Below are 14,138 nucleotides of genomic sequence, written 5' to 3' on the forward strand. Positions count from 1 at the left end.
AGTGAGTGCCATCCACTGCCGCGACCTGTGCAAGACCTTCCACCAGGGCGAGGAGGAAATCACCGGGCTCGACCATGTCAGCCTGGATATCGAGGCTGGCAGCTTTGTCGCCCTGGTCGGCCCCTCCGGTTCCGGCAAGACCACTCTGCTGAACGCCATGGGTGGGCTCGACCGGCCGGACAGCGGCGAGATCGTGCTCGGCGATACCCGCATCGATACCCTCGATCAGGGCGAGCTGGCCGATCTGCGGCTCAATCGTATCGGCTTTGTGTTCCAGTCCTACAATCTGGTGCCGGTCCTGTCTGCCCGGGAAAACGTGGAGTTTGTCATGCAGCTTCAGGGGGTTGGCGCTCAGGAGCGGGCGGCCCGGGCCGAAGCCGTGCTGGCGGAAATTGGCCTGGAGGGCCTGTCCGGGCGCCGACCGGCAGAGTTGTCGGGCGGCCAGCAACAGCGGGTGGCGGTGGCCAGGGCCATCGCCAGCGAACCACAGCTCATCCTGGCGGACGAACCCACCGCCAACCTCGACAGCCACAGTGCCACCCAGCTGATGGAGTTGTTCGTCCACCTCAACCGCGAGCACAAGGTGACCTTTGTGATGGCCACCCACGACACCCGGGTGATGCGCTATGCCCGCCGGGTGGTCAGCCTGCAGGATGGTCGTATCGAGAGCGACCAGCGGACCCCCGAAGCCGTCGAATGAGGGGCGCACTGACACGCAATCTCCTGCTCACCATGGGCCTGCTGGTAGCGCAGGCCAGCTGGGCTGACATACCCGGCCTGCAGGGTGGGCACCTGAAAACCCAGCTGTTCGGCAGCCACTATCCCGGTGACAGCCTGTTGCGCCAGGCCTATGGCCCCGAGAGCGTCGATGCCGGTGCGGAATTCCGCCTGCGCTTTGCCGGCCGCCGGGGCGCCTGGGATGTGCAGGCGGACTACCAGTTGCTGGGGCGCTGGGGCGACACCGTCAATACCCCCGCGGCGCTGCAGGATACTGCTGTGCCGTCGACGCTGCCGGACGACGAGCGGCGCTGGTGGCAGCTGACCGACACCCTCAGTGATGGCAGCCGCCACGCGGTGGCGCAACGACTGGACCGGCTCAGCGTGGGCTATACCGGGGAGCGCGTGGTCTGGCGCTTCGGGCGCCAGGCCATCAGCTGGGGCAACGGGCTTATCTTCAATCCGGTGGATGTCTTCAACCCCTTCGACCCCGCCGCGGTAGACACCGAATACAAGGTGGGCGACGACATGCTGAGCGGCCAGTACCTGCTGGACAGCGGCAGCGACTGGCAACTGGTGCGGGTCGAACGCCGCGACGGGGCGGGTGATGTGAACAGTGACGTCAGCTCCTCCGCGCTCAAATTCCACGGCTTTGCCCTGGAGCGGGAGTACGACCTGCTGGTGGCCGAGCACTACGGTGACACCATGCTGGCCATCGGCGGCAGCACCAACCTCGGCGACGCAGTACTGCGGGGCGATGTCGTGAGCACCGACAGCGCCGATGGCTGGGTCACCAGTGCGGTGCTGGACTGGACCTGGTCCTGGGTTTGGGGCGGCCACAATGTCAGCGCGGTGGCCGAGTATTACTTCAACGGTTTCGGCCTGCGCGAGGGTGACTACTCACTTACTGGCCTGGCACCCGATACGGCGCTGGGAATGCGCCTGGCGCGGGGCGACCTGTTCGCCATCGGCCGGCACTACCTGGCCAGCTCGCTGCAGGTGGAGTTGACCCCGCTGCTGCACCTGCAGCCCGCCCTGTACGCCAATGTGGGCGACGGCTCGGGGCTGGCGCAAGTGGTGTTGAACTGGGATATGGCGCAGGACTGGCAACTGCTGGCGGCGCTCAACGTTCCGCTGGGGCCCTCGGGGACCGAGTACGGTGGCCTGGAGGTCTCCCCAGCGGGCACGCTGGCTACCGGCCCCGGCCTGTTCCTGCAGCTCGGGGCCTGGTTCTGACGGTGGTTACAGGCCCAGTGCCTCCCGGGCACGCGGCAGCCAGGCGTGGATGTTGGCGCAGTCCTCGGGGACGGATTCTTTCACCCAGCCGCAGAATTCGGTGCACACCAGCAGGTCGATGTCGGCGAGGGTGACGCTGTCGCCCACCAGGAAGGGGGAATCCGCCAGTGCGGCATCGATTGCCCGGAAGGCTGGTGCCAGGCGCAGCTTGCCGCGTTCGACCAGTTCCGGGATCTGGGGAATGTCCAGCCCGCCGGGAAGCGCACGGCCGGCAAAGTTCGGGTTGCCATTGCGCAGGATCTCGGCCACGGCCGTCAGGCAGGTGTTGAAGATCTGGTGGTCCCAGCTGATGACCTGGGCTTTCTCCAGGGCGGTGGTGCCCAGCAGGGGTTTGTCGGGGAATTTTTCCTCGAGGTACACACAGGCGCCGATCACCTCGGCCAGTACGACGCCCTCATCGGTGACCAGCGTCGGTACCGTGGCTACCGGATTGACCGCCCGGAATTCGTCCTTGAACTGCTCCAGCTTCATCAGGTCGACCTGCTCGGTCTCGATATCGATGCCCTTGTAGTTGATGAAGAGCTGGAGGCGTTTGGGGTTGGGGGCGGGGTCGTAGGTGTACAGTTTCATGCAGGGCCTCTGTTATCCGTGCTGTCGAGAGTGGGCATCTATCCTAGGGACAATCCGGGGAGCTGGCCAGAGGCGAGTTTTCCCCCGTCCTATATCTGGCTATAATGCGCGCCACACAAGAAAAGGACCGGTAGTATGATCCGTACCCTGACAATCCTGGCGACCCTGCTGGTCGCTGTAGCTGCCTCCGCGGTTGAACTGAGCGACAGCCAGCGCGCCGCCATCGAAGAACGCATTGCCCCGATCGGGGATGTCTGCCTGCAGGGCGACACCAGCTGTGGCGGCCCGGCCGTGGCTGTGAGCAGCGGCCCCCGCTCCGGCCAGGAAGTCTTCGATGCCGCCTGCATGGCCTGTCATTCCACCGGCGCCGGTGGTGCACCCATCAAGGGTGATGTGGATGCCTGGGCGGCGCGTATCGCCAAGGGTATCGACACCCTGCACCAGCACGGCATTGAAGGTATCCCGGGTACCGGCATGATGGCCAAGGGTGGCTGCGTCAACTGCTCCGACGAGGAAGTGATCGCCGCAGTGGACTACATGGTAGAAGAAAGCCAGTAGGCCCGGCTCCAAACCCCCTGAAGCCGCGGCTGCCCCTGGCGCCGCGGCTTTTCTGTCTGTGCGCTTGGTGCACACTCCCTCACGGGCCACAAGTTGCCATTCTTTAATGCAACCTTCCCGGGCTGTCACAGTCTGTCTGGTACACTTATTTGAACGTCCAGTTAAGGGGAAGTCCGTGAAACTTCGAGTTCTGATGCTGGTTGCCAGCGTCCTGCTGGTGGTGGGCTGTAGCGAGGAGGCGGCGGTTCCGCCACCGATCAACGTGGTGGTGGACGAGGTGGTTGCGGAACCCTACCAGCCCAAGTCGACCTATGTGGGCCGCCTGCAGGCCCGCGACGATGTTGCCATCCAGGCCAAGGTCACCGGCTACCTGTCTTCCCGGGAGTTCCGCGAGGGCGAGCGGGTGGATGCCGGCGACGTGCTCTACACCATTGATGATTCCGAGTACCGTGCCGCACTCGCCAGGGCCAAGGCGCTGATGGCTTCGGCCACGGCCGCCCAGGCCAATGCCGAGCGCAACTTCAAGCGCGGCCAGGAGCTGCTGCCCAAGGGGGCCATTTCCCAGGCGGAAATGGATGACCTGCTGGCCCGCAAACTCGACGCTGACGCCCAGATAGAGTCCGCCCGGGCCGAGGTCACCAGTGCCGAGGTCTCCCTGAGCTATACCGTCATCAAGGCGCCGATCAGCGGCCGTATCGGCCGCAGCAGTGCCAGCCCGGGTGATCTCGTCGGCCCCAACTCCGGCAATCTCACCACCCTGGTCAGCATCGACCCCATCGAGGCCCTGTTCCAGATCAGCGAGGCAACCTATGTCTCGGCACTGGACCATCAGGAGGGCAACGTGCTCACGCCGGAATCACTCAACAGCATCGAGGTGACGCTGGAACTCACTGACGGTGTGGTCTATCCCGAAGTGGGGCGGATCGACTACTTTGCCAACCGCATTGACGCCAACACCGGCACCCTGGAGACCCGCGCCGAGATACCCAACCCCGACTCCATCCTGGTGCCCGGCCAGTATGTGCGCGTTATCCTGCAGGACACCAACCTGCTGCAGGGCCTGTTCATGCCCCAGGCGGCAGTCCAGGCCGATCAGCAGGGGCCCTTCGTCCTGGTGGTCAACAGCAACAACATCATCGAGCGCCGCAACGTGGAACTGGGTGACCGCTTCGGCCTGCATATCCTGGTGCGCCGCGGGGTTGAGGAGGGCGAGCCTGTGGTGGTCCGGGGTTTGCAGCAGGTGCGGCCGGGTATGACGGTCCAGGTTACCGCGATGCCGGTGGGAGTCGACGACGACATTCCCGGCACCGGCGTAAAAGAGGGCTGAGGAGGCATCGTGTTCAGTGCATTTTTTATCCGCCGGCCGAAGTTCGCGCTGGTGGTTGCCATCGTCATGACCCTGGTGGGCGGGATTGCCATCTACTCCCTCCCTGTCACCGAGTATCCGGCGATTTCGCCGCCCAACATCGTGGTCAGCGGGCGCTATCCCGGCGCCTCGGCCGAAGTGGTGGAGGCCACGGTGGGTACGCCCATCGAAAACGCGGTCAACGGTGTGGAGGACATGATCTACATGTCGTCCAAGAGCGCCAACGACGGCAGCTACCGCCTGACCGTCACCTTTGCGGTAGGCACCAATGCCGACATGGCACTGGTGCGGGTGCAGAACCGGGTCAAGCTGGCGGAGCCCGCCCTGCCCCAGGAAGTGACCGCCGGCGGCCTCAACATCGACGAGCGCTCCCCCGATATTCTCAAGATCGTCAGCTTCATGTCTCCCGACGAGTCGCTGGATTACAAGTTCATTTCCAACTACGTCAAGATCAACGTGCAGGCCGCCCTGGCCCGCCTGGACGGTATTTCCTCGGCGGATATTCTCGGCGAGGCGGACTATTCCATGCGCCTGTGGCTGGACCCGGACCGCATGGCCAAGTTGGGCCTGTCGGTGACCGATGTGACCGCCGCCCTGCGCGAGCAGAACGTGCAGGTGGCGGCGGGCAAGATCGGCGCCCCGCCCTTTGACGGGCCCCTGCAGGCTGAATTCACCCTGCAAACCAAGGGCCGGCTGAACGAGGTCAGCGAGTTCGAGGATATCGTGCTGCGGGCCCGGGAGGATGGCTCCGCCATCTACCTGCGCGACGTGGCGAAGGTCGAACTGGGGCAGGCCGGCTACAACTTCTACGGTGAGGTGGACGGCACCCCCGCGGTGAACGTGGCCCTCTACCTGATGGCCGACGCCAACGCCCTGGCCGCCGGGGAGTCTGTCGACAAACTGATCGAGGAGGTGTCCCACAGCTTCCCCGAGGGGATGGACTACCAGATCGGCTACGACACCACGCGTTACGTATCCACCGCCGTCAACCAGGTGGTGGAGTCGCTGTTTGTCGCCGTGCTGCTGGTGGTGGCGGTGACCTTTGTGTTCCTGGGCAACTGGCGCACGGCCCTGGTGCCCACGGTGGCGATCCCCGTATCCCTGATTGCCACTTTTGCCGTACTGCTCGCCATGGGCATGTCCATCAACACGGTGACCCTGTTCGGCCTGATCCTGGCCATTGGCATCGTGGTGGACGACGCCATCCTGGTGATCGAAAACTGCGACCGGCACCTGCGGGAAGACCAGGACATGAGCCCGGTGGATGCCGCCCTGGTGACCATGCAGGAAGTGGGCGGGGCGGTGATCGCCACCACCCTGGTGCTGCTGGCGGTGTTTGTGCCGGTGACCTTCCTGCCGGGGATTACCGGCGAGATGTATCGCCAGTTCGCGGTGACCATCTGTGTCGCGGTGGTCTTTTCCTCCATCAATGCGCTGACCCTGAGCCCGGCGCTGTGCGCGCTGCTGCTCAAGCCCGGCAAGCCGAAGGAGGCGCGCTGGTACCAGGCCTTCCTCGCCGGTTTTGGCCGTATCACGTCCCGCTATGATGGCGGTGTCCAGTGGTTGCTGCGTCGCCTGCTGGTGGTGGGGGTGGTGTTCCTGGTGTGGATGGGCGGCCTCGCCTTCGGGGTGATCAAGGTGCCTACGGCCTTTGTCCCGCTGGAGGACAAGGGCGCAATGCTGGTGGCGGTCCAGTTGCCGGACGCCTCTTCGCTGAATCGCACCAAGGACGTGATGGACAAGGTGCGCAACAAGCTCGCGGAAGACCCGGCAATCGAGAGCGTAACGGCTATTACCGGCTTTTCCGTGCTGACCGGCGCCCTGGCGAGTAATGGCGGTACCCTGTTTGTCGAGCTCAGGCACTGGGACGATCGGCCCGAGGCCGAAAACAGCGTGTTCGGTATCGCCCGGCGGACCAACGGGCGCATGTTCATGGAGGTGCCCGAGGCCCAGGTGATGGCCATCACGCCACCCGCAGTCCCGGGCATGGGGGCCGTAGGCGGCCTCGAAATGCTGCTGCAGGATACCCTGGCGCGCTCCCCGGCAGAGCTGGCCGGCGTGCTCAATCGCCTGGTGGTGGAGGCCAACCAGCACCCGGCACTGCAGGGGGTGTTCAGCACCTACCGCGCCAACGTGCCGCAGTTCTTTGTCGACGTGGACCGGGTCAAGGCCAAGAACCTGGGGGTGCCCCTGAGCGAGATTTTCTCCACCCTGCAGGCCCAGATGGGGTCGCTCTACGTCAACGATTTCAACAAGTTCGGCCAGACCTACCGGGTGATCATGCAGGCCCAGTCGCAGTTCCGCTCCGACCTCACCGACCTCGATCACTTTTACGTGAAGTCTTCCTCCGGCGAGATGGTGCCGCTGGCCACTCTGGTATCGATGCGCCCGGTACTGGGGCCGGATGTGGGCACGCGCTACAACATGTTCCGCGCCGCTTCCGTCAATGGCAGCCCGGCTGCCGGTTACAGTACGGGTGAGGCCATGAAAGCCATGGAAGAACTGGCCCGGGACATTCTTCCCGCCGGCTATCGCATCGAGTGGACCGGTATGGCCTACCAGTCCCAGCAGGCGGGAAGCGCCGCAACCCTGGCCTTTGCCCTGGCACTGATCTTTGTCTACCTGTTCCTGGTGGCCCAGTACGAAAGCTGGTCGATTCCGGCGGCGATTATCCTGGTGGTGCCGATGGCCATCGGCGGCGCCATCGTGGCGCTGTTGCTCACCAACCACTCGCTGAACCTGTATGCCCAGATTGGCCTGGTGCTGCTGATTGGTATGGCGGCCAAGAATGCCATCCTGATCGTCGAATTCGCCCGCACCCGGCGCGAGCAAATGAAGGAGGAGATTCCCGTAGCGGCACGGGAGGCCGCGCGGCTGCGCTTCCGCGCGGTGTGCATGACGGCGATCTCCTTCATTCTCGGGATTCTGCCGCTGGTGTTTGCCAGCGGCGCCGGTTCGGCGGGGCAGCAGTCGCTGGGGATCACCGTGTTTGGCGGTATGCTGGCAGCCCTGCTGGTAGGCACCTTCTTTATTCCGGGGTTCTACGTAATTGTGCAGAGTGCGCGGGAGCGGATGAAGGCAAAGCTGGGGATCACGCCGGGGGCGCCGAGTGCAGAATAACTGCGCCTGACCGGGCCCGGGAATGGCGGTGTTCGCTGCCGCTATTACCAGGCGCCGTCAGGCGAACAGTGCTTTCAGCCCGCTGAGGGTTTCCGCGGCGCGTTCCTGGTTGGCTTCCGGGCTGGCTTCGCCGCCGCCCTGCCACACCAGGTCTTCCTCGGGGAGTTCCGCCAGGAAGCGGCTGGGCTCACAGGGTACCGTCTCGCCGTACTGGCGGCGCTTTTCCGCCAGGCTCATGGTCAGGGTCTGGCGGGCGCGGGTGATGCCCACATAGGCCAGGCGCCGCTCTTCGGCGATGTTGTCCTCTTCCACGCTCACCCGGTGGGGCAGAAAACCCTCTTCCATGCCGATGATGTAGACGTGGGGGAACTCCAGGCCCTTGGATGCGTGCAGGGTCATCAGCTGTACGCAGTCGGGTCCCGCTTCTTCCTCGTCCTGCTGTTCCAGCAGGTCGCGCAGGATCAGGCGGTTGATGGCATCCTTGAGGGTGATGTCCTCGTCGCGCATCAGGCGGTCGATGCTGTCCACCAGGAAGTGGACGTTGCTCATACGGCGCTCGGCCACTTCCTCGCTGGAGCTGAGCTGCAGCAGCCAGTCCTCGTAGTCGATGTCCCTGAGTAACTGGCGAATGCCGGTGACGCCAGCCTCCGTCTCATTGAGGCGGCGCATGCTTTCCAGCCAGTGGTGGAACTGCTTCAGGCGCTTGAGGCCCGCTTCGGGCATCACGCCCTCGCTGAGGCGCTCGCAGGCGGTGCTCAGGCCGCAGTGCTGCTCGTTGGCAAACTCGCCCAGGGCTTCGAGAGTGCTGGCGCCGAGTTTGCGCCGGGGCACGTTGGCGATGCGCAGGAAGGCGTTGTCGTCATCGGCGTTCACCAGCAGGCGCAGGTAAGCCATGATGTCCTTCACCTCGTTGCGGGCGAAGAAGGAAGTGCCGCCGCTCAGGTGGTAGGGCACGCCGCTCTGTTGCAGGGCCAGCTCGATCAGCCGCGACTGGTGATTGCCGCGGTAGAGAATGGCGTAGTCGCCGTAGCGGGTGCGCTTGCGCAGGCGGTGGTCCTGGATTTCCGCCACCACCTGGTCCGCTTCGTCCTGTTCGTTGGCACAGCGCATCACCCGCAGCGGGTCGCCCATGCCCAGCTCACTCCACAGCTGCTTGTCGAACACGTGCTCGTTGTTGGCGATGAGGGTGTTGGCGGCCTTGAGGATGCGCGAGGTGGAGCGGTAGTTCTGCTCCAGCATGACGATCTTCAGGGCCGGGAAGTCTTCCCGCAGCAGGGCCAGGTTTTCCGGCTTGGCGCCGCGCCAGGCGTAGATGGACTGGTCGTCGTCGCCTACCACGGTGAGCCCGCCGCGCAGCCCCACGATCTGGCGCACCAGCAGGTACTGGCTGGAGTTGGTGTCCTGGTACTCGTCCACCAGCAGGTAGTGGAGCTGGTTCTGCCACTTCTCGAGCACATCGGGCTGGTGTTCGAAGAGGATGGTCGGCAGCAGGATCAGGTCGTCGAAGTCGAGGGCATTGTAGGCCCGCAGTGCCCGCTGGTAGCGCAGGTAGGCCTGGGCGCAGAGGATATCCGCGGGGCTGGTGGCGCGGGCCACCGCCTCTTCCGGCAATACCCGGTCGTTCTTCCAGTTGGAGATGCGCTGCTGGACGGTGCCGGCCTGGTCGCCGTCGGAGCCGTGTTCCTGGATCAGCAGGTCCTTGATCAGGTTCTTGCTGTCCTCGCCGTCGAAGATGGAGAAGCCGTCCTTGAGCCCCAGGTGCTTGCGCTCCCGGCGGATGATGTTCAGGCCCAGCTGGTGGAAGGTACTCACGGTGAGTCCGTCACCCCCGCTGCCGAGAATCTTGCCCACCCGTTCCTTCATCTCCCGGGCGGCCTTGTTGGTGAAGGTCACCGCGGCGATGCGTTTGGCATCGATACCGCACTGCTCCACGAGGTAGGCGATCTTGCGGGTGATGACGCTGGTCTTGCCGCTGCCGGCGCCGGCCAGCACCAGCAGGGGGCCGTCGATGTAGCGCACGGCCTCGCGTTGGCGGGGGTTGAGTTGGGTCACGGGTACAACACTGGGAGAATCAGGCCGGCCAGTGTAGCAGGATTCTCCCGGGGGAATCAGTCGTCCCGCGACAGTTGGATGCGCTCCGCCGCCAGGGCAACCCCGGGCAGTTCGGCCACGGCCTTCATCGCCTGCCGGTACAGGCTGTCCCGGGCCCCGAACCAGTCCGGGGTATTCACCCAGCAGAAGGCCAGCAGGCTGATCTCGTTGCGGTCCAGTCCCGTCACCAGGGCCGCCGGGGGCGGCTCTGGCAGCACCTTGTCGTGGCGGGCCATCAGGCCGGTGATCGCCTCGCTGGCGGCGTCGATATCACTGCCGGGTGCCAGCGGCAGGGTCAGGGCGACCCGGCGGGTGGGCAGGGTGGAGAAGTTGGAAATAGGCGACGCCATGACCAGGGCGCTCGGCATGAACACCACCTGGCCATCGAAGGTGCGAATCACCGTCTGGTAGGCGGTGATGGCCTCTACGGTGCCGAACACCCCCCGGACCTCGATGGTGTTCCCCGGCACAAAGGGCAGCCGCGGCAGGAAGGGGATCAGGAAAAACACGATGGTGGCCAACACCAGGACCACCAGGATGGCGATGCCGGCGATGCCCTGGACGTTGTAGCCCAGCCGGTTGGCGGCCAGTAGCACCGTGATGACCAGAATCAGGGCATAGAAGGTACCGAAGGCCACCTTGAGCAGGCGCGCCCAGATCCCGGACGGCTTGATAAAGGCGGCAACGAGCCGGTAGAGCAGGAAGATGGCGATCATGCCGCCAAACATGATTAGCAGGCCCTGGAGGACCAGGTTGCCGTACTGGGCCAACGTCTGAAGTATGGCCCCGAAACCCTCAATCACCATGCCGGATGCTCTCCGCGTATTGACGCCGGAAGATTAGCACACTCCCGCGAAGGTTCCGCGGGAGGGGGGCTGAATGATTAAGTCAGCGCTTGCTGGCCTCTCCCGCTATGGCCGCGGGCGCCGCAGATTTGGAAGATATCCTCCCTTGGAAACATTTTGGTTACAACTTTACTGTGAGGGCACTCATGAACCAAGAGGCGCTGATCTACGACGCCATCCGCACTCCCCGGGGCAAGGGGAAAGCGGGTGGCGGCCTGTACGAAGTGAAACCCGTCGACCTGGTCGGCAACCTGCTGGCGGCGATGAAGGAACGCAACGACCTGCCGGAAGAGCGGGTGGAGGACGTGGTGCTGGCCACCGGCGAACCGGTGAAGGAGCAGGGCCAGAACATCGCCAAGACGGCGCTGGTCTACAGCGGTTGGAGTGAAAAAACCACTGGAGCCCAGCTGCACCGTTACTGCGCTGGCGGCCTGGATGCGGTGAATACCGTGGCCATGAAGATCATGTCGGGGATGGAGTCCCTGGGCATGGCCGGCGGGGTCGAGAGCATGTCCCGGCTGGGTATTGGCGCCAGCGGCGCCGCGGCGGGTGACCCCTGGGTGGCCATGCACAGCTTCGGTATTTCCCAGGGGCTGGCCGCGGACCTGATGGCCCACCTCGACGGCTTCAGCCGGGAAGATGTGGACCGTTACGCCTGTGAGTCCCAGCGCCGGGCTGCGGCCGCTCGGGACGGCGGCCATTTCGACCGGGGCCTGGTACCGGTCAGGGATCTCAACGGGGTGACCGTACTGGACAGGGATGAACTGATCCGCCCGACCTCTATGGAGGACCTGGCGTCCCTCAAGCCCTCGTTCACGCTGTTCGAGCAGTATGGCCACGGCGAGTTCCTGAAGTTCAAGTACCCCCAGGTGGAGAAGCTCACCTGCATCCACACCCCGGGGAACAGCTCCGGGGTGGTGGACGGCGCCTCCCTGGTGCTGCTGGGCAACCGGCAGGTGGGCAGCGACCTCGGCCTCACCCCCCGGGCTCGCATTCGCGCCTGTGCCCTCACCGGGGCCGAGCCTACCATCATGCTGGCGGGCCCCGCGCCGGCCTCGCAAAAGGCACTCGAAATTGCCGGCATGACGGTCGACGACATCGACCTGTTCGAACTCAACGAGGCCTTCGCCTCGGTGGTGCTGCGTTACCAGCGCCTGATGGGCATTCCCGACGACAAGATCAACGTCAACGGCGGCGCCATCGCCATGGGGCACCCGATCGGCGCCACCGGCGCCATGATCCTGGGCACGGTACTCGATGAACTGGAGCGCCGCGACCTGAACACCGCCCTGGTCACCCTGTGTGCGGGCGGCGGTATCGGCATTGCCACCATTATTGAGCGCGTGTAACGGACGGATTGAGGAGAAACACAATGAGCAACTATATCCGTTTGGAAAAAGACGCCGACGGCATCGTGGAACTGATTTTCGACCAGCCCGGCAAGTCCGTGAACGTGATGGGCGACGACTACGCCGAGGCCATGCCGAAGGCGCTGGATGAACTCGAGGCCATGAAGGACGACATCACCGGGGTGTACATCCGCTCCGGTAAGCCCGGGCAGTTTTTTGCCGGCGGCGACATTACCCAGATGCTGGAGATGGACCTCAACCCGGAGCCGGCCGAGCGCCAGCGCATGTTCGAGGAATTGCTCAAGAGCAAGGAACCGCTGCAGCGCCTCGAAGCCCTGGGGGTGCCGGTGGCGGTAGGCATCAATGGCGCAGCCCTGGGCGGTGGTTATGAAATCGCCCTGGCCTGCCATTACCGGGTGGCCCTGAACGACAGCAAGGTGCAGATCGGCCTGCCCGAGGCCATGCTGGGCCTGATGCCCGGTGCCGGTGGTGTGGTGCGGCTGGTGCGCCTGCTGGGGATGGAGAAGGCCCTGCCGCTGATTGCCCAGGGCAAGCGCCTGCGGGCGGAGCGAGCGCTGGAGGCCGGGCTGATCGATGCGCTGGCTGAAGACGAGGCAGAGATGGCAGCCCACGCCAAGGCCTGGATCAAGGCCAACCCGGAGGCCTGCCAGCCCTGGGAAAAGCCGGAGTACGCCATGCCCGGTGGCCTGCCGGACGACCCGGCGGCCCAGGGCCTGACCTACTTCGGTCCGATTAACGTGATGAACCAGACCCACGGCAACATGCCCGCCCAGCAGGTGATTTTTGCCGCGGTGGTGGATACCGCCCGGGTGGATTACGACACCGCCCACAAGGTGGAGGCGCGCTATTTCCAGCGCCTGCTCCTCGACCAGGTGTCGCGCAACATGATGACCACCTTCTTCGTGCAGATGAACCAGCTGGACGCCGGCGCATCACGGCCCGATGACATCGCCAAGCGCGAGGTTAAGAAGCTCGGGATTCTCGGCGCCGGGGTTATGGGTGCCGGTATCGCCTTCAATGCGGCCAAGGTAGGCATCGAAGTCGTGCTGAAGGACATCGACCAGGAACGGGCTGACAAGGGTAAAGAGTATGCGGTTACCGCCTGTGAGCGGGACCGGCGTCTGGACGAGGCTGCCAGTGAAGCGCTGCTGGCGCGTATCCACGCCACGGGTGAGGCAGCGGACCTGGCGGATTGTGAATTGGTGATCGAGGCGGTGTTCGAGGACCGTCGGGTCAAGGCCACGGTGACGAAGGAAACCGAGACCGTACTCGGTGAGTCCGCGATTTTCGCCAGTAATACCTCCGCACTGCCGATCACCGAATTGGCCGAGGCCTCGGTGCGGCCACAAAACTTCATTGGCATGCACTTTTTCTCCCCGGCCGAGCGCATGCCGCTGGTGGAGATCATCACCGGTGAGCAGACCTCCGATGAGGCCCTGGCGCTGGCCTTCGACCTGTCGCAGCAGTTGGGCAAGAAGCCCATTGTGGTCAAGGATGCCCCGGGATTCTTCACCACGCGCGTTATCGGGCAGACCATCGAGCAGGGGCAGCTGATGCTGGCGGAGGGCGTCAATCCGGCCCTGATCGAGAATGCCGCAGCATTCAACGGCTCGCCGATGGGGCCGCTGGAAACCCTGGACAGTATCTCCATCGAGACGGCCTACCACGGTATGCAGGGGCGCAAGGCCGATGCCGAGGCGCGTGGCGAGACCTTTGATGGTGGTCCTGTTTCCGAAGTTATCCGGGTCATGGTTGAAGACTGCAAGCGCACCGGCCAACGCGCGGGTGCGGGCTTCTACGACTACAACGAGAAGGGCAAAAAGATCGCTACCTGGCCGGGCCTGAAGGACTATTTCGCGCCACACGGCTATGTCGATATCGACTTCCAGGACGTGCGCGATCGCCTGCTGTTCCCCCAGGTGCTGGAGGCCATCAGGATCATGGAGCAGGGGGTGCTTACCAGCGTGCCCGATGGCAACATCGGCTCCATCATGGGTATCGGCTTTCCGCCCCATACCGGCGGCGTGTTCCAGTGTGTAAATGCCTATGGCCTGCAGGCCTTTGCCGTGCGCGCAGCAGAACTGGCAACGAAGTACGGTGACGTTTTCTCCCCGCCACAACTGCTGCTGGACATGGCCGAGCGCGGCGAGACCTTCAGCTAACGCCCCTTGCGGCGGTGCCGTGAACGGGTTGTACGGCCGGCAG

10 protein-coding genes are annotated in these 14,138 nt (G+C 64.6%); 7 read left to right on the top strand and 3 right to left on the bottom strand.

Features of this window, described 5'->3' with window-relative positions; all coding sequences use genetic code 11:
• Nucleotide 1: 1 nt before the first annotated feature.
• Together FV139_RS11505 and FV139_RS11510 are read left to right on the top strand one after the other, a co-directional pair.
• Nucleotides 2-700 (top strand): ABC transporter ATP-binding protein, encoded by a 699-nt coding sequence (locus FV139_RS11505; protein ID WP_148068557.1) that lies wholly within the window; start codon nucleotides 2-4, stop codon nucleotides 698-700.
• On the top strand, nucleotides 697-1,953 hold the full coding sequence (locus FV139_RS11510) for a hypothetical protein (RefSeq protein ID WP_148068558.1): 1,257 nt from the start codon (nucleotides 697-699) through the stop codon (nucleotides 1,951-1,953). The genes FV139_RS11505 and FV139_RS11510 overlap by 4 nt, the downstream gene beginning before the upstream one ends.
• Nucleotides 1,954-1,959: 6 nt before the next feature.
• Here the strand turns inward: FV139_RS11510 and FV139_RS11515 are convergent, their stop codons facing one another.
• Nucleotides 1,960-2,583: a glutathione S-transferase family protein gene (locus tag FV139_RS11515; RefSeq protein WP_148068559.1), complete on the bottom strand. Its 624-nt coding sequence runs from the start codon at nucleotides 2,581-2,583 to the stop codon at nucleotides 1,960-1,962.
• 135 nt (nucleotides 2,584-2,718) lie between these two features.
• Here FV139_RS11515 and FV139_RS11520 point away from each other — a divergent pair, with 135 nt between their 5' ends.
• From FV139_RS11520 to FV139_RS11530, 3 genes are all read left to right on the top strand, one after another.
• Nucleotides 2,719-3,141, top strand: coding sequence for a c-type cytochrome (locus tag FV139_RS11520; protein WP_148068560.1), 423 nt, complete (start codon nucleotides 2,719-2,721; stop codon nucleotides 3,139-3,141).
• 175 nt (nucleotides 3,142-3,316) lie between these two features.
• A complete protein-coding gene (locus FV139_RS11525; RefSeq protein ID WP_187276500.1) occupies nucleotides 3,317-4,468 on the top strand; it encodes an efflux RND transporter periplasmic adaptor subunit in 1,152 nt (383 codons plus the stop codon).
• Between the two features lie 9 nt (nucleotides 4,469-4,477).
• Nucleotides 4,478-7,627 (top strand): efflux RND transporter permease subunit, encoded by a 3,150-nt coding sequence (locus tag FV139_RS11530; RefSeq protein WP_148068562.1) that lies wholly within the window; start codon nucleotides 4,478-4,480, stop codon nucleotides 7,625-7,627.
• A gap of 57 nt (nucleotides 7,628-7,684) precedes the next feature.
• On the opposite strand, the gene rep is transcribed toward FV139_RS11530, so the two are convergent.
• Both rep and FV139_RS11540 read right to left on the bottom strand, forming a co-directional pair.
• Nucleotides 7,685-9,679, bottom strand: coding sequence for a DNA helicase Rep (gene rep / locus FV139_RS11535; RefSeq protein WP_148068563.1), 1,995 nt, complete (start codon nucleotides 9,677-9,679; stop codon nucleotides 7,685-7,687).
• A 56-nt stretch (nucleotides 9,680-9,735) separates the two neighbouring features.
• On the bottom strand, nucleotides 9,736-10,524 hold the full coding sequence (locus FV139_RS11540) for a mechanosensitive ion channel family protein (protein WP_148068564.1): 789 nt from the start codon (nucleotides 10,522-10,524) through the stop codon (nucleotides 9,736-9,738).
• A 185-nt stretch (nucleotides 10,525-10,709) separates the two neighbouring features.
• Between FV139_RS11540 and FV139_RS11545 the strand changes: the two genes are divergently transcribed.
• Nucleotides 10,710-11,912, top strand: a complete 1,203-nt coding sequence (locus tag FV139_RS11545) for an acetyl-CoA C-acetyltransferase (RefSeq protein WP_148068565.1) — start codon at nucleotides 10,710-10,712, stop codon at nucleotides 11,910-11,912.
• 23 nt (nucleotides 11,913-11,935) lie between these two features.
• Nucleotides 11,936-14,095, top strand: coding sequence for a 3-hydroxyacyl-CoA dehydrogenase NAD-binding domain-containing protein (locus FV139_RS11550; protein ID WP_148068566.1), 2,160 nt, complete (start codon nucleotides 11,936-11,938; stop codon nucleotides 14,093-14,095).
• Nucleotides 14,096-14,138 lie beyond the last annotated feature (43 nt).

This window comes from Parahaliea maris, from assembly GCF_008064665.1.
Lineage (GTDB): Bacteria > Pseudomonadota > Gammaproteobacteria > Pseudomonadales > Halieaceae > Parahaliea > Parahaliea maris.